Origin of the sequence: Nostoc foliaceum FACHB-393, assembly GCF_014698505.1 — a bacterium.
Taxonomy (GTDB): domain Bacteria; phylum Cyanobacteriota; class Cyanobacteriia; order Cyanobacteriales; family Nostocaceae; genus Nostoc; species Nostoc foliaceum_A.
The window spans coordinates 219343-237248 of the sequence record NZ_JACJTD010000002.1; the positions used below are offsets into that span (position 1 = coordinate 219343).

At 43.7% G+C, this 17906-nt stretch carries 16 protein-coding genes; 5 read left to right on the forward strand and 11 right to left on the reverse strand.

What is annotated here, in order from left to right; genetic code table 11:
• The first annotated feature begins 79 nt into the window (after positions 1-79).
• Complete coding sequence (dnaG, locus tag H6G92_RS02710; RefSeq protein WP_190890479.1) at positions 80-2044, forward strand: DNA primase; 1965 nt, start codon at positions 80-82, stop codon at positions 2042-2044.
• A gap of 150 nt (positions 2045-2194) precedes the next feature.
• Here the strand turns inward: dnaG and H6G92_RS02715 are convergent, their stop codons facing one another.
• Together H6G92_RS02715 and H6G92_RS02720 are read right to left on the reverse strand one after the other, a co-directional pair.
• Positions 2195-2800, reverse strand: a complete 606-nt coding sequence (locus H6G92_RS02715; protein WP_190890482.1) for a YdcF family protein — start codon at positions 2798-2800, stop codon at positions 2195-2197.
• 184 nt (positions 2801-2984) lie between these two features.
• Positions 2985-4328 (reverse strand): DEAD/DEAH box helicase, encoded by a 1344-nt coding sequence (locus H6G92_RS02720; protein ID WP_190890484.1) that lies wholly within the window; start codon positions 4326-4328, stop codon positions 2985-2987.
• Positions 4329-4585: 257 nt separating this feature from the next.
• Here H6G92_RS02720 and infC point away from each other — a divergent pair, with 257 nt between their 5' ends.
• Both infC and H6G92_RS02735 read left to right on the forward strand, forming a co-directional pair.
• Positions 4586-5053, forward strand: coding sequence for a translation initiation factor IF-3 (infC, locus tag H6G92_RS02725; RefSeq protein ID WP_313889932.1), 468 nt, complete (start codon positions 4586-4588; stop codon positions 5051-5053).
• 462 nt (positions 5054-5515) lie between these two features.
• Positions 5516-5842, forward strand: coding sequence for a helix-turn-helix domain-containing protein (locus tag H6G92_RS02735; RefSeq protein ID WP_190890486.1), 327 nt, complete (start codon positions 5516-5518; stop codon positions 5840-5842).
• A 27-nt stretch (positions 5843-5869) separates the two neighbouring features.
• Here the strand turns inward: H6G92_RS02735 and H6G92_RS02740 are convergent, their stop codons facing one another.
• The gene (locus H6G92_RS02740; RefSeq protein ID WP_190890488.1) at positions 5870-6493 is read right to left on the reverse strand and encodes a class I SAM-dependent methyltransferase; all 624 of its coding nucleotides are present in this window, start codon (positions 6491-6493) and stop codon (positions 5870-5872) included.
• Between the two features lie 94 nt (positions 6494-6587).
• On the opposite strand from H6G92_RS02740, the gene hemH reads away from it, so the two are divergent.
• The gene (gene hemH / locus H6G92_RS02745) at positions 6588-7754 is read left to right on the forward strand and encodes a ferrochelatase (protein ID WP_190890490.1); all 1167 of its coding nucleotides are present in this window, start codon (positions 6588-6590) and stop codon (positions 7752-7754) included.
• Positions 7755-7959: 205 nt separating this feature from the next.
• Here the strand turns inward: hemH and H6G92_RS02750 are convergent, their stop codons facing one another.
• The 8 genes from H6G92_RS02750 to H6G92_RS02785 form a co-directional block, all read right to left on the reverse strand.
• Positions 7960-8499 (reverse strand): DUF4126 domain-containing protein, encoded by a 540-nt coding sequence (locus H6G92_RS02750; protein ID WP_190890493.1) that lies wholly within the window; start codon positions 8497-8499, stop codon positions 7960-7962.
• 295 nt (positions 8500-8794) lie between these two features.
• On the reverse strand, positions 8795-10090 hold the full coding sequence (gene purB / locus H6G92_RS02755) for an adenylosuccinate lyase (RefSeq protein WP_190890495.1): 1296 nt from the start codon (positions 10088-10090) through the stop codon (positions 8795-8797).
• Positions 10091-10147: 57 nt separating this feature from the next.
• Positions 10148-10681, reverse strand: a complete 534-nt coding sequence (locus H6G92_RS02760) for a DUF421 domain-containing protein (protein WP_190890497.1) — start codon at positions 10679-10681, stop codon at positions 10148-10150.
• 155 nt (positions 10682-10836) lie between these two features.
• Positions 10837-11853: a YihY/virulence factor BrkB family protein gene (locus H6G92_RS02765; RefSeq protein WP_190890499.1), complete on the reverse strand. Its 1017-nt coding sequence runs from the start codon at positions 11851-11853 to the stop codon at positions 10837-10839.
• Positions 11854-11974: 121 nt separating this feature from the next.
• Complete coding sequence (locus H6G92_RS02770; protein ID WP_190890501.1) at positions 11975-13504, reverse strand: YifB family Mg chelatase-like AAA ATPase; 1530 nt, start codon at positions 13502-13504, stop codon at positions 11975-11977.
• A gap of 208 nt (positions 13505-13712) precedes the next feature.
• Positions 13713-14411, reverse strand: coding sequence for a DevA family ABC transporter ATP-binding protein (locus tag H6G92_RS02775; RefSeq protein ID WP_190890503.1), 699 nt, complete (start codon positions 14409-14411; stop codon positions 13713-13715).
• Between the two features lie 67 nt (positions 14412-14478).
• A complete protein-coding gene (gene devC, locus H6G92_RS02780; protein WP_190890505.1) occupies positions 14479-15654 on the reverse strand; it encodes an ABC transporter permease DevC in 1176 nt (391 codons plus the stop codon).
• Entirely contained in the window at positions 15651-16958 is a 1308-nt protein-coding gene (locus tag H6G92_RS02785) for an ABC exporter membrane fusion protein (RefSeq protein WP_190890507.1), read from the reverse strand. Before H6G92_RS02785 ends, devC begins: the two co-directional genes overlap by 4 nt.
• A 304-nt stretch (positions 16959-17262) precedes the next feature.
• Between H6G92_RS02785 and H6G92_RS02790 the strand changes: the two genes are divergently transcribed.
• A complete protein-coding gene (locus tag H6G92_RS02790; RefSeq protein ID WP_190890508.1) occupies positions 17263-17877 on the forward strand; it encodes a TetR/AcrR family transcriptional regulator in 615 nt (204 codons plus the stop codon).
• The last annotated feature ends 29 nt before the right edge of the window (positions 17878-17906 follow it).

The following is a 17906-nucleotide window of genomic DNA, read 5'->3' on the forward strand; positions in this document are numbered from 1 at the left end:
AACAAGAATATAATAGCTATCAGTTGGGAAATACACCGCAGTGTTAACTACCAACCCATGAATTAATAGATAAACTAGAATGCAAATCCCCCGCTTGCACCCAGACACAATTGAGGAAGTTAAACTACGGGCTGATATTGTAGATGTCGTCTCGGAATACGTAGTTTTACGCAAACGTGGGAAAGATTTCGTCGGTTTGTGCCCTTTCCACGACGAGAAATCTCCCAGTTTCACTGTCAGCCAAACCAAGCAAATGTACTATTGCTTCGGCTGTCAAGCTGGAGGAAATGCCATTAAGTTTGTCATGGAGTTGGGGAAGCGTTCTTTTGCGGATGTGGTGCTGGATTTAGCACGGCGTTACCAAGTTCCTGTGCAAACCTTAGAACCCGAACAACGCCAAGAATTACAGCGTCAGCTATCTTTGCGTGAGCAGTTGTATGAAGTTCTGGCTTCCTCGGCACAGTTTTATCAACATGCCCTGAGACAATCCCAAGGGCAAAAGGCACTTCAATATTTGCAATCTAACCGCCAACTCAAAGAAGAAACTATACAGCAATTTGGTTTAGGTTATGCCCCCGCAGGTTGGGAAACTCTCTATCGTTATCTAGTGGAAGATAAACATTACCCAGTGCAGATACTGGAAAAAGCGGGATTGATTAAGCCACGCCGGGAAGGGGGCGGTTATTATGATGTATTCCGCGATCGCTTGATGATTCCCATCCGTGATGTTCAAGGGCGCGTCATTGCCTTTGGTGGTAGAACTCTGACTGATGAGCAACCTAAATATCTCAATTCACCAGAAACCGAGCTTTTTAGTAAAGGTAAAACATTATTTGCCCTCGATCAAGCTAAAGCTGGGATTTCCCAACTCGATCAAGCCGTGGTGGTAGAGGGATATTTTGATGCGATCGCTCTCCACGCCGCTGGTATTAATAACGCCGTCGCCTCCCTCGGTACAGCTTTAAGCTTAGAACAAGTCCGGTTAATATTACGCTACACCGAATCGAAACAATTAGTACTCAACTTTGATGCTGATAAAGCCGGAACCAATGCCGCCGAACGGGCGATCGGTGAAATTGCCGAACTGGCATACAAAGGCGAAGTTCAGCTAAAAATTCTCAATTTACCCGATGGTAAAGATGCTGATGAATACTTGCATACCCACACTCCAGAAGATTATGGAGAACTGCTGAAAAATGCGCCACTTTGGCTAGACTGGCAGATTCAGCAAATTATTCAAGATCGTGACTTGAGACAAGCTACTGATTTTCAGCAAGTAACTCAGCAATTAGTCAAATTACTTAAAAATATAGCTAACAGCGATACACGCAACTATTATGTTTCCTACTGTGCAGAAATACTCAGCTTAGGAGATACCAGACTTATACCGCTACGAGTCGAAAATCTATTAACTCAAATTGCTCCGGTTGCGACTGCATATACTAAGCCTGTATCAGCGAAGAAAGCATGGGGAGGTAGCAAATCCCCTAGTAGAGACGCGATTAATCGCGTCTCTCCACTCCCTACAGAACGCAGCCTTTTAGAACATGCGGAAGCGTTATTACTGAGAATTTACTTGCATTGTCCTGAACAGCGTCGAGCAATTATTGACGAACTAGAAGAGCGAGATTTGCAATTTAGCCTTTCCCATCACCGATTTTTATGGCAGCAGATTTTAGAAATTTCATCCGGTGATGGACAAACAGAAAATTTTGCATCTCCACCAGATTTAATTTCCCGCCTGCAAGATCAGTTCTTAGAATTTGGCAGCGAGATGGGGTTAGTTTCCCACTTATTTCATGTGGATGAAAAAAACCAGAAAGAAATACTTCGGACTCCACAAGTAGTTCAAGCTGCGATCGCTTGCATGGATTTAGTGATGCTTGAAAAACGCTATCGCCACTTTTTGGAACTATGGCAGCAAACCGATCCCGAAGCTGAACCAGAGCGATATCAATCGTATTATCAGGCTTTCTACGCTGAAAAAATCAAGCTGCAACAAATAGACCGACAACGGTTATTTTCTATCACAGAGTTATTGTAGTTTCGGTTTACGCAGTCAAAATAGCGGAAAATATTTATGTGCTGCACGCTTTTTATAATGCAATGCAGTTCAGATAAGACCAAAACACTTGTAGAGACGGCGATTTATCGCGTCTCGAAAACCCACAATTTTGTACAATTGAACCTACAGCTAGATTTTAAACACTAAGTAGACTAAGTAAAAATAAGTTTCTCGGCTTAAAAACTCTATCTGACTCTGAAAACTGCGATAGCGGGTAGTAGGTGTGGGAGACGAATGTGCATCCATTCCTAAGCCTCGTGCCATTAACACGGCTCGCTTCATATGCAATGGATCGCTAACAATAAGAAACTTGGTTAATTGGTGAGCATTCGCTACCTTCAAAGCATTTTTGAGGTTCTGGTGAGTTGTGCGAGATTCAGTTTCAGTGAAAATGTCAGCAGCTTTTACCTGTTGCGCGATCGCATAATTTTTTCCAACTATAGCTTCAGCTGGTTCATCACTTTCGCCAACTCCGCCAGTAAAAATGATCGTCTTAACAGATCCATTTTTATATAAGTTAATGGCGTGGTTGATTCGCTCTCTGAAAACAGGAGATGGTTCTTCTCCCCAAACTGCCGCTCCTAAAACAATTGCTGCATCTGCCTTGATATTATTAGTTCTGCTGCCATATAAGTAAATACTTGAGGCTGTAGATGCGATCGCCAGCAACAAGGCAGATATCAAAGCCACTGCAACCCAAATTAACCATTTTTTGGGAATTTTGTAATTGAGCATGGGGCGTTGTTAAACCAATTCGCAATGACGCTCGAAGACTCGCTAACGCTGCGCTAACGCAATTCGCAGTTACGTTTTGTAACGTGGATTTAGATTTAGGCATCAAAACGCGCTGCTTAATAGAAAGAAGCAGGGGACTGAAACCCCTGAACTAGGTTCAAAGAGTAATCCTTAAGAACGAAGATTAGCGATCGCGTTTAGCAGAACGGCGCGATGCAGACGAACGAGCACTAGGCTTATCTCCATTCGTAGCAGGTGGCGCTGCCTTACGTTTAGCTGATGTCGGTGGTGACGGTTTAGAAGTACGAGCCGGACGTTTATCACGTTCGGGTTTGGCTCTGTGTTGCCGTCCATTTGGGGTTGGTTCAGGGTTGATATCGGGGTTGAGCGCAAAACCAGCAACTACTTCCCTTGGCAAGCGCTGCTCGATCAGTTTTTCAATATCTTTCAATAGAGGGTATTCATCAACGGACACCAGCGATACGGCTTCACCTGACGCGCCAGCACGACCAGTTCGCCCAATGCGATGAACATAATCCTCCGGTACATTGGGTAGATCGAAGTTGACTACATGGGGCAGTTCGCTAATATCAAGACCCCTAGCAGCAATATCCGTCGCCACCAGTACTTGTAAGCTGCCATTCTTGAACTTTGCCAAGGCATTGGTACGCACCGGCTGGCTCTTATTACCGTGGATTGCCAGTGCTTGAATGCGGTCTTCGCCCAACTGCTTAACCAAACGATCAGCACCATATTTAGTGCGAGTGAAAACTAGCACTTGATACCAATTATCTCGGCGAATCAGGTGAGCAAGTAATTGGCGTTTCTTGTCACGGTCTACGTGGTAAATTTTTTGTGCGATCGTCTCGGCGGTAACGTTGCGGCGTGCCACCTCAATCATCGTCGGGTTATTAAGCAGCCCGGCAGCGAGTGCCTTAATTTTGTCCGAGAAAGTAGCGAAGAATAGCAGATTTTGTCGCTTTTTTGGTAATAGCGAGAGGATGCGGCGAATATCATGAATAAAACCCATGTCCAGCATCCGATCTGCTTCATCTAGCACCAAAACCTCAATATACGACAGGTTCAGCGTTCCTTGCTGTACATGGTCTAGCAGTCGCCCTGGAGTAGCGACTAGAATATCCACTCGATTCCGCAAACGCTGTTTTTGCAGATTAATACCGACTCCGCCGAACATCACCATCGAGTTTAGCTGCAAGTACTTGCCGTACTCGCGCACGCTTTCTTCTACTTGTGCGGCAAGTTCACGAGTCGGGGTGAGAATCAGCGCCCGGATCGGCGGGTATCCTTTATATGTACCTTTGATGCTCTTGTCAGACGACAACCGATGCAGAAGCGGTAGGGTAAAACTAGCGGTCTTTCCAGTGCCAGTTTGGGCCCCAGCTAGCAAATCGCTACCCGACAAGACGGCAGGAATCGCCTGTATTTGAATTGGCGTGGGTTCGGTGTACCCGCGTTCTGTAACCGCACGGATAATTTCATTGGACAAGCCGAGAGTAGAAAAAGACATAAAACTCCAAAAATAACATCGGCCTGTCGCCAATGGCGGCGTCAGTCTTAGGCGGACGGATTAAAAAGCGTTAAAAGGCTGATGGGCAATAGCGCAAAGACTGAAGAGCGAGTGCCGCAATTCCACATCTTAACAGATTGTAGTCGATTGTGTGGTTAAAGTTGCTCTGATTCAGCGTTGTGTTAAATTAGCATTACTTGGAATGTAAAATGTTGAACAATTAGGAGAAATTCGTTATCGCAATCCAAAAGCAACTGATTAATTCCCAAATCAAGTCACCTAGCGTCTTCTTGATTGACCATGAGAATAACAATCGTGGTCTGATCGACACCAATGAGGCGTTACAGCTAGCCGAAAGCTTAGAGCTTGACTTAGTTGTAGTCTCTCAAGGCAAAGACGCTCCAATCGCCAAGATTCTCAACTATGGCAAGCTTCAGTATCAAAAGAAAAAACGTCAGAGCCAGAGTGCTAGACCCACGGTAAAGGAAGTGCGATTTGGTCTAAACGTGGGCGTGGCTGATTACAATTTACGCATCCAACAAGCAGGTGAGTGGTTGAGTAAAGGCGATTCTGTCAAGTTTGCCATTCGTTTACGAGGCCGAGAACATCAATATCGTGACAAAGCAGGAGAACTGCTAGACCGAATTGCAAATGATCTCAGTCAAGTAGGTAAAATCCAATCGTTGGATAAACGCGCATTAGTTGTTCAAGTCATTCCTGCCTAGTTATCTTGCGATCGCTAGAGCATATATTTGTAACAACTTGTAAAGAACCAAAAAAGCCGGAGGCAACGCTGTAGCTTCTATGGAAAAAAATTTAAATTCTCCCCATTGAAGACAGCAAGGGGATTTTTTCGCTGTGCATCCTGTTGCGCTTGCACAGAGTTACACTGGAGATGAGGATGGAACCTTAAACCCGTGGGGGATGCCATAACCCCAAGTACTGGGACATAGAAACATCCCAGATACTTTTTACAAATATTAATAGAGCCAACCCCATTCCTGTGGAACTCAAAGCCGCACTGACACTTATAAGTGCGGTTTTTGATTTTATGTCCTATACCGCACGATAGACTAATAGCTTTTAAGTTGACAGCAAGAAAGTTTGACCCCGCATTCCGCAGATATTAAGTAGGTGGTTACAATTAAATATAAGATAGAGAAAGTCCAAAAAACAGGTTATACGACATGTCTGCTCCATTGCGAGTTAAATTAACAGATTTGACGCTTTTGGAGTTGCGGTCAGCGACAACAGTGCCTCAACGGACACGAGAGCGTGCCCACATAATTAGATTAAATGCCCAAGGATGGAATGTACCAGCGATCGCTAAAATTTTTGTTGGGTTATTAGGGATTGAAACAAGAATCGGGCACCCCACACAACTAGGAAAATATTATTGCAATTCATCAAAATCCCTATTAGGGATTGAAACCACACTGATTAAAGGTTGTAGTACACTGAAGTTGACTTACGCTATTAGCCAAGAAATTTATTTCTTGGCTGAATGTTGGTAGGTGCAAGATATAACTAAAGCCTATCCTTCACTTTATTGCCTGTATCACTTGCAAACTACCACCAGCATATAAAGTTGGCTCACTCACTTCAAACCCAATCTCAGCCAATAATCCAACCAAATCAGTTTTCAACAATTCCCATGCTGTCTCTGTTTCAAACAACAGCAAAAACAGTGATACCCCAGGCCAAAATATCGGATTCGTAGGAGCATGAAAATCCACCAGCGTAAACACCCCTCCTGGCTTCAGCACCCGATAAACTTCATTAATAATTTTTCGTAATTGCTGAGGCTGCATCTCGTGTAATGCAACGCTGGTATGCACCACATCAAATAGATTATCTGCAAATGGCATTTCCTCAGCAAAAGCTTCGACATAGGAAGCTAATGGTACATTTTGCCGTGCCCTTAGCAAAGACTTAGGTGAGGCATCCAATCCTGTTACATTTTGTGAAATTTTTACCAATAGTTGGGTCGTTTGACCACTGCCGCAACATAAATCTAAGACCTGAGTATCTGAGTGAATTGTTAAGCCTTGCAAAGCAAGTTGCCGAAAACGGGCTTCACCACCTACACTTAAGGCTGCTAAACGGGAAATACCATCATATAACCACTGATAGCGGTAACTCCAATCCCTTAAAATTGTTGCCATTATATATTTCCTTGCTATTAAGCTTTATTATTTAATAAAGATATATTGTTAACATTAGTAAAAAACCTGAAAAGATTGGGGGAAAGTAACTGCTATGGGTCGTGTAGGCGTCTTATTACTCAATCTCGGTGGCCCCGATAAGCTAGAGGATGTCGGGCCGTTTTTGTACAACCTATTTTCCGATCCGGAAATTATTCGCCTACCATTTCGCTGGTTGCAAAAGCCCCTAGCCTGGTTTATTGCCACGCGACGAACCAGAACATCTCAAGAGAATTATAAGCAAATCGGTGGCGGTTCCCCACTGCGGCGGATCACAGAAGCGCAAGGGGAAGCTTTAAAAGAACAGTTGGGTTATTTAGGGCAAGAAGCCGATATATACGTGGGAATGCGTTATTGGCATCCCTATACAGAAGAGGCGATCGCACAGATCACTCAAGATAACATAGAACACCTAGTGATATTACCACTATATCCCCAGTTTTCTATCAGTACCAGTGGTTCCAGCTTCCGGCTGTTAGAAAAGCTTTGGCAAGAAGATCCAAAGCTTCAACCCATTGATTACACCGTCATTCCTTCTTGGTACAAAGAACCGGGCTACCTCCAAGCAATGGCGGCACTCATAGCCCAAGAACTTGAGCAGTTTCCTAACCCAGACGAAGTTCATGTATTCTTCAGTGCTCACGGCGTTCCTAAAAGCTACGTTGAAGAGGCTGGCGACCCTTACCAGCAAGAAATTGAAGAATGTACTGCCTTGATTATGCAGACCCTCAATCGACCTAATGCCCACACCTTAGCTTACCAAAGTCGGGTTGGTCCAGTAGAATGGCTTCAACCTTATACTGAAGATGCCCTCAAAGAACTAGGGGCACAAGGTGTGAAAGATTTGGTTGTCGTGCCTATCAGTTTTGTCTCAGAACATATTGAGACACTGCAAGAAATTGATATTGAGTATCGGGAAGTAGCAGAAGAAGCAGGAATTCATAACTTCCGTCGCGTTCCTGCTCCCAATACCCATCCGGTATTTATTAATGCACTTGCAGACTTGGTGATTGATGCACTGAAAAACCCCAGTTTCAAGCTTTCGCAAGCTGCCCAAATGAAAAAAAGGGTGAAAATGTACCCCCAAGAGCGTTGGGAATGGGGGCTGACAACTAGTGCTGAAGTATGGAATGGTCGAATTGCCATGCTGGGCTTCATCGCCTTAATCATCGAGCTGATTACCGGTCACGGCTTTTTGCATATGATTGGGCTTTTGCAGTAAATGAAAGGTGTTAGGAGTTAGGAGTTCTACCATTTCATACAAACTTTGATACATATAGATTTCTAGTAGGGGTACAGCAATGTTTCCTACTAACAACGTATTTGTATCATTATTAAAATGAAATGATATTAGGAGTTTGAAGTTTTAAATTTTTCTCGCTAACTCTTAACTCCTATCTTGATTCATAACTTCTCACTTTTAACTCCTAATTTTTCTGCCAATACCAGTCATACCACTGCTTCGCGCTACGAACTGCAAACCAGAGCAGTATTAAAGCAATTAAACCTCCTTGCCAGGGAGCATCAAAGGCAAAAAGTACTAAAGCAATGCATAAGGTATCTTGAAGAAAGACTGCCCATAAGGGTAAGCCACGTAACCGATAAAACCAACCAACTTGAACTAGCTGGAGTACCAAAGCTAACAAACCCCCAATAGATGCAATCAGCCAGTGTGGTGCTGCTGTTGCGGTAGCTACTGCTAACCCCATAATTGCCCCCACGAGGGGAGACATGAATAACTGAACCATTTGTAGCAATCTTTGCCCCCAAAGCTTTTTTGAGGCAAATAATTCAACTAAAGACCAACAGCTGAGGCAGCCTAATAAGATTGGTGAAGAAATGTGAGATAAAATCGGGACTTGTGACCACAAGTTATTACCCTGCAACAATCCAATAATTAGCAGAGGTGTACCTATTCTCATTCCTGCTGCCGCAGAGGCAGAAAGTGTGGCTAGGATTTCAATCATTAAGGCACTCGAAGCACTAATAAAGAAGTAAATATCTGTTATTTATACTACCCAGTGCTTGCAAAAATTCCAGCACTAAACTGACTGTCTTCAGCAATGCAATACTAAATGTTGTTGGTATTTTTATATTCTTTTTTAACGTGAGTTCAACGGGTTATATAGTATCCGTCTAATCAGTTTCATAAAAAGACCTCTAAAAGCTTTGCCGAACTCACGTTTTTTAACAATATTTGTGTATTTATTGAATAATAAGTTTGTAGTGAGCGTTTATACGCTCACTACAAGCAAATTAATCCTAAATTCCCAACCGTTGATAAACCTCTTCTAAATGCGTTAGATGCTGCTGGGGGTCGAAACAGACCTTTAGTTCTGCTGGGGACAACTTTTCGGTAACACGAGGATCTTTGCTAATTAAGTCCTGGAAATTACCTTCCGGCTTGTTCCAAGCGGCGTGAGCGCTTTCTTGAACGATCGCATAAGCTTCCTCTCGGCTGCTTCCCTTGTCTATCAAGGCAAGTAGGACTTTTTGGCTGAATACAACGCCGCCGTAGCAGTTGAGATTTCGTTCCATGTTTTCTGGATAAACCAACAGGTTTTTCACCAAGTCGGTTATTTCTGACAACATAAAGTGCGTCAAAGTACAAGCATCTGGCAAAATCACCCGTTCTACAGAACTATGAGAAATATCCCTCTCATGCCAGAGAGCAACGTTTTCCAAAGCTGCACCTGCATGGCTTCTGACCAGTCGCGCCATTCCCGTCAGCCGTTCCGAACGAATGGGATTGCGCTTGTGTGGCATGGCTGAGGAGCCTTTTTGACCTTTGGAGAAGAATTCTTCGACTTCCAGAACGTCTGTTTTTTGTAGATTGCGAATTTCTACAGCAAAACGTTCGATGGATGCTGCTACCAAAGCTAATTGTTGCACATAGTCGGCGTGGCGATCGCGGGAAATAACTTGTGTTGAGGCCGTATCGGGTTTGAGTCCGAGTTTTTGGCAAGCGATCGCTTCTACACGCGGTTCAACGTTAGCATAGGTTCCCACCGCGCCAGAAATCTTACCCACAGCGATCGTTTGGCGGAGAATTCTCAGGCGTTCTTGATGTCGCAACACTTCAGCTAACCAGCCAGCTAGCTTGAAACCAAAAGTAATCGGTTCAGCGTGAATACCATGTGATCGGCCAGCCATCACTGTATGGCGATGTTCCCGTGCTTTTTGGCGAATTACCTCAATCAAGCCTTCCAAACGTTGCAACAATATATCCAGACTGGCAACCAATTGCAGGGCTAAAGCTGTATCCAAAACATCCGAACTAGTTAAACCCAGGTGAATGTAGCGTCCTGCATCACCGACATATTCATTGACATTTGTCAAGAAAGCGATGACATCGTGGCGGACTACAGCCTCAATTTCCAACACCCGCTTTGGATCAAAATCTGCCTTGGCTTTAATTTCCTCAACCGCCTGAGATGGAATGTAACCCAGTTCAGCTTGAGCTTCGCAAACAGCAATTTCGACTTGCAGCCAAGTTTTTAGTTTATAGGCTTCACTCCACAGATTAGCCATTTCGGGCAAAGTATAACGCTCAATCACAGTTCGGCACAGAATACAACCGTCATATTTTACAGTTTAATTAATGTCGATCGCTTTTTAGTCCTGCTTTTTGCTCAGGACGGAACTCGTTTTGGAGTCGAAGGTGATGATACTAATCCTGCCGTCAGCCTCCATGTATGCAAACTTCACATCTGCTAAAAATTCCACACCTTGCTGACGTAACTTGCTCATCAACTCATCGTCTGTAATTAACTCTCGTTGCAAATGACGCTGAATCATCCGACCATTTTTTACTAGTAGCAGTGGCGGCTGATTCATAAAACGTTGGAACTGGGGTATTTTGTAACCTAACCAGTTCAGTAAATAGCTCCAAAAAATCACAGTTCCTACCAGAATAGCGCCTTCAGTAATAGATGTATAATTACTCGCCATAGCGTTTTGGGCAGCTTCAGCAAATAGCACAACTACGAGTAAATCAGTGATTCCTAGTGTTCCTAGTTGTCGGCTAGGAAGAAAACGTAGCACTGAGAACAGCGCTAAATAGACTAGCGAACCACGGATAATTAACTCAAAGATGCTGATGCTAGGAATAAAGATTGCCTGCCAATCGATAAAAAACCATTTTTCCATTAGCACTGATTTTCTTCCTTTCTCAATAGACTTCTGGAAAAAATCCAGTATCAGGTTATTTATCTGTGGTCTTATTTCATAAGACTAACTTTTATTAGAGGTTAAATATTTCAACATCTATCAGATTTACAAACCTAAATTCTAACAATCAGGAATTAAAATCGCTGATTTTTTCTTCTCTGTTTTAAACGCTTTGGCTTCTTGAAAGACTGGAACAAGCGATTAATAAAATTAGAAGGGGGCTTTTTATTAGTCGATGCTTGTCTTGTTGGAGCCTTGCCATTATATTCTGTATTATCAGATAAAGGTATGGCATGTTTCGATGGGGTTATGCCGCTACCGTACCTTCTGGCATAAACTTGGGTAAATTCCGCACCGAAGAAAAGAATCTGCGCGGCATAGTTAACCCAAGCTAAGATTACCACCAGTGAACCAGCTGCACCATAGGCTGAACCAAAACTGCCATTACCTAAATATTGTCCTAACAAAAATCTACCGATAGAAAACAAAAAGGAGGTGAGCATAGCTCCAATTAAAACATCGCTCCAACCAATTTTGACATCTGGTAGAACTTTAAAAATGAGTCCGAATAGGAATGTAGTGATGGTAAAAGAGAGGATGAAATTGATAATCTGCCAGAGGAAATCGACACCTGGCAGCAAGTTACTAAAGTATGTTACTAATGCTGTTAATGCGGTACTAATTACCAGAGAAACTAAAAGTAAAAAGCCAATACCTATCACCATTGCAAAGGACAAAACGCGTAGGCGAATCATGTTCGTTACGCTGCGTCCGGGCTTTGGTTTCACTTCCCAAATCGTGTTGAGGGAATCTTGCAACTCGGTAAATAAACCAGTAGCACCCAATAACAAAACTACAATACTAATAATGGAAGCGATCGCTCCTGTTTGTGGTTTGTTGGCATTCTGAATGGCTGTTTGGATAAATTCTGCACCATCTGGGCCCACTAAACCTTGAATTTGTCCAACGATTTGCCCTCTTGCCGCCTCTTCTCCAAATACTGCTCCTGCGATCGCAATTACAATAATTAACAACGGTGCAATGGAAAAAATCGTGTAATAAGCTAGCGCCGCCGCTAACCGTGAGGCTTTATCCTCACTCCATTCTTTGAATGTCTCTTGTAACAACTTCCAAATCGCCTGCACATTCATCCAATCAGTCTCCTTCTAAGAGGATATCGTTTCCTTCCTGATATATTGGATACTGATTTACTGAGTAGCGACATCCTCCCAAGGGACTTTTTTAAGCATCCTTGAGGAGGAATTTCATAGTTTACTGCATTCTATCAATTGTGCGATACTGAATCGCTTCCGCCACATAATTGGTTTGTAGCTCTTCTTCTCCAGCTAAATCTGCAATAGTTCGTGCTACTTTGAGAATGCGATCGCTTGCTCTTGCCGATAAACCTAATTTTCTAATTGCTACTTCTAATAAACTGCGGCTAGCATCATCTAGCTTGCACCATTTTTGAAGATGACGACTTTGCATGTGAGCATTGCAACGCAGACTTGGTTCTCCTTGGAAGCGGGTAATTGCGCGATCGCTTGCTTGTTGCACTCTTTCTCGTACAGATATTGATGTTTCTCCAGTAGGTTGTTGGGTAATCTCCTCTGGTTTCAAGCGATTCACCGCAACTTGTAAATCAATTCGATCCATCAACGGCCCAGAAAGTTTTGCCCAATATTGTTCGCGTTGACGGGGAGAGCAAGTACATTGTTGGATGGTATCGCCATAGTAACCGCAAGGACAGGGATTGGTACTCGCCACCAAAGTAAACTGCGCGGGAAACATTACTGATAGTTTGGTGCGGGAAATCGTCACATAACCATCTTCCAAAGGCTGGCGTAGGAATTCCAGCACATCACGTTTAAACTCTGTTAATTCGTCAAGGAACAGCACGCCTCTATGAGATAACGAAATTTCCCCAGGACGAGGAAAGCTACCACCGCCCACAAGAGAAGGCCCGGATGCTGAGTGGTGGGGACTGCGAAAAGGGCGATCGCGTACCAACGAACCGCGATTTTTCAATAAACCAGCCACCGAATGGATGCGAGTCACTTCTAAAGATTCGGCAAAACTCAGGGGCGGTAAAATTCCTGGTAAGCGCCGTGCTAACATGGTTTTCCCACTACCAGGCGGCCCGACAAAAATTAAATTATGCCCACCAGCCGCCGCAATTTCTAAAGCCCGCCGCGCATGAGCTTGTCCTTTCACCTCATGCAAATCTGCGCCAGGGTAAGATAGTGTTGCTATTTCCGTTGTGCTATCCATTTGCACAGGTTTGTAACGTCCCGGATTATTTAAAAAATCCACCACATCAGACAGATGTTTGCAGCCGTAAACAGCCAAGCCTTGAACCACTGCGGCTTCTTGGGCATTATCAGCAGGGAGAACTAAACCTGCAATTCCCATTTTTTGGGCTGCTGCTGCGATCGGCAAAACACCAGCCACCGGACGCAAACTGCCATCTAAAGAGACTTCGCCCAAAAATAGATAATCCCCCAACAAATCAGCGCTAACTTGCTCAGAAGCTGCCAAAATTCCCACACTAATAGGCAAATCGAAACAGGGGCCTTCTTTCCGTAAATCTGCCGGAGTTAAATTGATCACAATTTTCCGCATAGGAAAAGCAAAACCTGCATTTTTCAGCGTTGCTTTGACTCTTTCTCGTGATTCTTGAATCGCTGAATCTGGCAGTCCCAAGACAACAATTCCCGGTAATCCCCCTGAAACATCGACTTCCACGCCGACTTTGACGGCATCGATGCCGATAATTGATGCACTCCAGACTCTGGCAAGCATTGCTTATATAAGAGTAAACCTTTCAAATCTCTAGCAAATGAGTCGGTTGATTGGCATTAGTGAAATCACAGAGACGATTTTTTGAGCAAAAGAGGTAAGGGGAATGGGGAATTAGGAATGGGGAGTCGTGTAGCGGTTAGAAAGACGCGATAAATCGCCGTCTCTACAGGAAATTTATCCGTCAATTAGTTCTTGACAGACTACTAGGTTAACTGGCTGCAACAACAGCACGGTCATTTACTAACTTGCCATCTTCCATGTAGACGATGCGATCGGCAATATCTAGAATGCGGTTGTCATGAGTCACTAAGAGAATGGTACAATCCTGTTCTTTAGCTAGTTTTTGCATCAGGTTGACCACATCTCGTCCCGATTTACTGTCAAGGGCGGCGGTGGGTTCATCCGCTAAGACAATTTTAGGACGACCCACCAGAGCACGAGCGATCGCAACTCTTTGTTTTTGTCCCCCAGATAAATCATCAGGATAATAATTGAGGCGCTCTCCTAATCCTACCTCCTCTAACATTTGGGCTGACCGGGTTTTCATTTCTGGTTGCGAAATATTTTTGTGCAATTCCAAGCCCATTCTGACGTTTTGCAGCGCACTCAGGCTACCATGCAGATTGTGCGCCTGGAAAATATAACCATTACTGCGTCGCGCCTGGGTAAGTCGGGCTGCGTTAGCGCCACAAAGTTCTTGTTCCAAAACCTGCAAACTGCCGGATTGAGCAGAACGCAAGCCGCCTACTAAGGTGAGAAGTGTAGTTTTACCAGAACCAGAAGGCCCAGTCATAATAATAATTTCGCCGGCGTTAATATCCAGGTTGATATCAAAGAGAACTTGCTTGCGAAGTTGACCATGACCGAAGTAGTGGTCGAGATTTTTAACAGAGATGACAGGAGGCATAGCAACTTTAGATTTTAAATTTCAGATTTTGGATTGGGTAATTATCCCCATGCCCAATGCCCATTTACTAAAACATATCTGCGGGGTCAGCAGACTGTAATTTACGGGTGGCGATCGCACCAGAAATTATGCACATAATCATAGTCAGTGTTAATACCGTCAAGGCTCGTGCTACGGTCATGTAAAGTGGTAAATTGGTAGCATTACGAGTTAAATGATAAAGTCCTAAAGGTGCGATCGCTCCTGGGATAAAGCCCAAAATTGCCAAAATTATCGCCTCTTCAAACACCACACCTAATAAGTAGAGATTGTTATATCCCATTGCTTTAAAAGTGGCGTATTCTTTCATGTGGGAATTTACATCTGTAGAAAGAACTTGATAGACGATAATCACGCCTACCATAAACCCCATTGCTACACCCAAGCTGAAGATAAATCCGATAGCAGTATTTGTTTTCCAGTAATTTATTTCAAATTCGATAAATTCTGCTTGGGTTAAAACTTGGACATCATCATCTAAATGAGATTCTAAAGCTGCTTTCATCTGTTTTGGATCATAACCTGGTTGCAGCTGCACCAAGCCGAGACTGACACCGCTGGCTTCTTGTCTGGGAAATAGTCGCAGAAAGTTCTGGTCGCTGGTGATTAAAGTACCATCTGCTATGAAGGAAGCCCCGACTGAAAATAAGCCGCTAATGGTAATTGTCCGCCGTTCTATTTCGGTTGTGACAGTTTTACCTTGTTCAATGTTGGCGATCGCTTGGTTGTAATCTCCTCTGGAGGCGCGATCGAAGAGAACGGTATCTGGTAACTTAATAGCATCTATCTGGCGATTCACATCCGCTAAGTTAAATACTTGCTGATCGGGATTAAACCCCATAACTAATATTGTCGTCTTCTGTTGTGTTTGGGGATTTTTCCAATCAACAATGTTGATATACATTCCTTCTGCTGACTTTACACCTGGTATATCCATTGCTTGATACAGCCGCCGCCGCGTAAAGTTAGACATATTTGCTAAGTTACGTGCTTGAGGGCTGATGACAAACATATCAGCCTGCATACTGCGATGCAGGATTGTGTTACTTTCAAACAAAGCAGTTTGAAATCCTAGCTGCATGAACATCAGAACATCGGCAAAGGCAATGCCTGACAATGCCACCAAAAGACGACCCTTTTCATGACTCAGTTGCAACCATCCTAAAGGTGTTCGTCGCCGCAGTTGCTGTATAAATCCAATCACAGTTCAATTACCGCCTTGACTTGCAAATTAGTTAAGCTAGAAGCATTTTGGCTAGATAGTTTATCCAGTTGCACATGGACTTCCACTACTCTGGCATCAATATTGCTAGAGGGATCAGTGTTGATCAGATTTTGCCGCTTTACTTGCATACCAATCCTATCCACTCTTCCCTCTAATTCATTGCGTAGGGAATCACTGCTTACCCGCACCTCCTGTCCCGGACGTACTTTCTTGATATCACTTTGATAGACTTCTACTACTGCATACATCTGGTCGGTTTGACCTAAAGCCACAATTCCTTCATCGCCAACAGTTTCTCCGGCTCGTGTATTAATCTCCAAAATCCGACCGGGTTTAGGAGCCAAAACGTATGCCTGCGCCAGTTCTGCTTTAATTTTCTCCACGGTAGCTTGAGCACTCTCTATCTCTGCTTGGGCATTTGCTATATCTGTGGGACGAACTTCAGCAGTTTGATTCAGGTTAGCTTTTGCTTCATTAATCTGCTGTTGCAAGCTGGCGAGGGTTTGATCCTGGTTAGCTTTTGCTTCGTTAAGTTGCTGTTGTAGGGTAGCCACAGTTCTTGTCTGAGTAGCTTGGCTTTCAATTAACGCTTGAGTAGATGTTTCTGCGCTTAAACGTCTGCTATCAACTTCCTGGCTAGAAATCGCTCCTGCTTTATATAAAGTCTCGTAGCGCTGCACCTCAGCTTGGGCATTACGTCTCTCGGCTGCGACGCGAGCCACTGTTGCTTGCAAGCTCCGTTGTTGTCCAAGGAGTTCTGCTTCTATACGATCAATTGTGGCTTGCTGAGTTTTAATGTTTCCTTGTAGTTCCACTTGCAGACGATTCACGTTAGCTTGGCGTGCTCCAAGTTCTCCCTGTTTGGCTCCAGCTTTTACCTGATTAAGGCGGGATTTGGCAACTTGAACTTGTTTTTGTGCTTCACCCAAACTAGCTTGTAGGCGATCGCGGTTGTCCATAATCGCAATTACCTGCCCAGCTTTGATGGGATCGCCTTCTTTCACTAATAATTGCTCTACCCGATTTCCTTCACCAGAAGAAGGCGCTGACAGTTTTATTACCTCTCCCTCTGGTTCCAACCGCCCTAATGCTGTTACTGTTTTGACCACAGGCTGAATTGCTACTGGTGTTTTTTGTTTCTCATTAGCTGTAGCCTGAAGCCTCATCACAGCATAAACGCTGATTCCGCCTATTGCTAGAGATGTAATTATTGCAAGTAGAACAGGCGATCGCACAAGATTCTGAGAAGACCTTAGACCCTCTGAATTCCTGTTTTGCTCCATACTATTTTCCCCTTACCACCAGTAGCAACTTGTACTAAACTGTACAGTTCAATTTATGCTAAACTAAACTGACTAGTTTAGTCAAGTTGATACAACAAAACTTGTCAATCAATTTGCTTTGCATTATGCAGCGGAATGCTATTCCTTATTAGGATTAATTGTCTACGACAAGAAAGTAGAAGAGAGGAAAGCTGATAATAGAGGCTTTTGGGCTTTATTGCAGGGTATATTTATTTTCGCCATTGTGTACTGGGGCATTTTGCAGCATCTATTAATATTGTTTATAAGAAAGGATGATTAATAAATGGTACGCATCAAAACTGACCAAGTGGATCGAGATAATTCTGTTGATAAAGTGGAGCAAATTCTGCAAGGGGCAATGCAAGAGTTCCTCCAAAATGGTTATGCTGGTACCAGCATGGATCGCGTAGCGGTAGCAGCAGGTGTTTCTAAAGCGACAGTCTATAGCCACTTTCAAGATAAAGAAGGACTTTTTAAAGTACTGTTAGAGCAACTGACAAGCAAAAAGAACAGCTCCATTTTTGGCACAGAACCTATTGAGGGAGAACCAGCCGCCATACTGCGCCAAATAGCAACCAAAGCATTAGAGCACATGATTAACGACAAAGAACATAGTGCATTTATGCGAGTCCTAATCGGGGAATCTGGGCGTTTTCCTGAGTTAGCTCAAATTTGTGTTCGGGTGATGATTAAGCCAGTAGCGGAAACTCTCACTCACTACTTGGCGGCTCCAGAATTAAAGATACCTGACCCAGAGGCAACAGCGAGAATTCTTTTAGGAGCATTGGTGCATTTTCATATTACTCAAAATGTGATGCATGGAGAAGACATTGTACCAATGGAAAGCGATCGCCTGATTGATGCTTTGACACACCTAATCACTAAATGCGCCGATTGATGCTTAACAATAGTAAGAAAAAAGCTGTA

What these genes read in the sequence shown, in the direction of transcription:
- dnaG (WP_190890479.1), top strand. Translation starts at nt 80, where the DNA reads ATGCAAATCCCCCGCTTGCACCCAGACACAATTGAGGAAGTTAAACTA.
- H6G92_RS02715 (WP_190890482.1), bottom strand. Translation starts at nt 2,800, where the DNA reads ATGCTCAATTACAAAATTCCCAAAAAATGGTTAATTTGGGTTGCAGTG.
- H6G92_RS02720 (WP_190890484.1), bottom strand. Translation starts at nt 4,328, where the DNA reads ATGTCTTTTTCTACTCTCGGCTTGTCCAATGAAATTATCCGTGCGGTT.
- H6G92_RS02735 (WP_190890486.1), top strand. Translation starts at nt 5,516, where the DNA reads ATGTCTGCTCCATTGCGAGTTAAATTAACAGATTTGACGCTTTTGGAG.
- H6G92_RS02740 (WP_190890488.1), bottom strand. Translation starts at nt 6,493, where the DNA reads ATGGCAACAATTTTAAGGGATTGGAGTTACCGCTATCAGTGGTTATAT.
- hemH (WP_190890490.1), top strand. Translation starts at nt 6,588, where the DNA reads ATGGGTCGTGTAGGCGTCTTATTACTCAATCTCGGTGGCCCCGATAAG.
- H6G92_RS02750 (WP_190890493.1), bottom strand. Translation starts at nt 8,499, where the DNA reads ATGATTGAAATCCTAGCCACACTTTCTGCCTCTGCGGCAGCAGGAATG.
- H6G92_RS02760 (WP_190890497.1), bottom strand. Translation starts at nt 10,681, where the DNA reads ATGGAAAAATGGTTTTTTATCGATTGGCAGGCAATCTTTATTCCTAGC.
- H6G92_RS02765 (WP_190890499.1), bottom strand. Translation starts at nt 11,853, where the DNA reads ATGAATGTGCAGGCGATTTGGAAGTTGTTACAAGAGACATTCAAAGAA.
- H6G92_RS02770 (WP_190890501.1), bottom strand. Translation starts at nt 13,504, where the DNA reads ATGCTTGCCAGAGTCTGGAGTGCATCAATTATCGGCATCGATGCCGTC.
- H6G92_RS02775 (WP_190890503.1), bottom strand. Translation starts at nt 14,411, where the DNA reads ATGCCTCCTGTCATCTCTGTTAAAAATCTCGACCACTACTTCGGTCAT.
- H6G92_RS02785 (WP_190890507.1), bottom strand. Translation starts at nt 16,958, where the DNA reads ATGGAGCAAAACAGGAATTCAGAGGGTCTAAGGTCTTCTCAGAATCTT.
- H6G92_RS02790 (WP_190890508.1), top strand. Translation starts at nt 17,263, where the DNA reads ATGGTACGCATCAAAACTGACCAAGTGGATCGAGATAATTCTGTTGAT.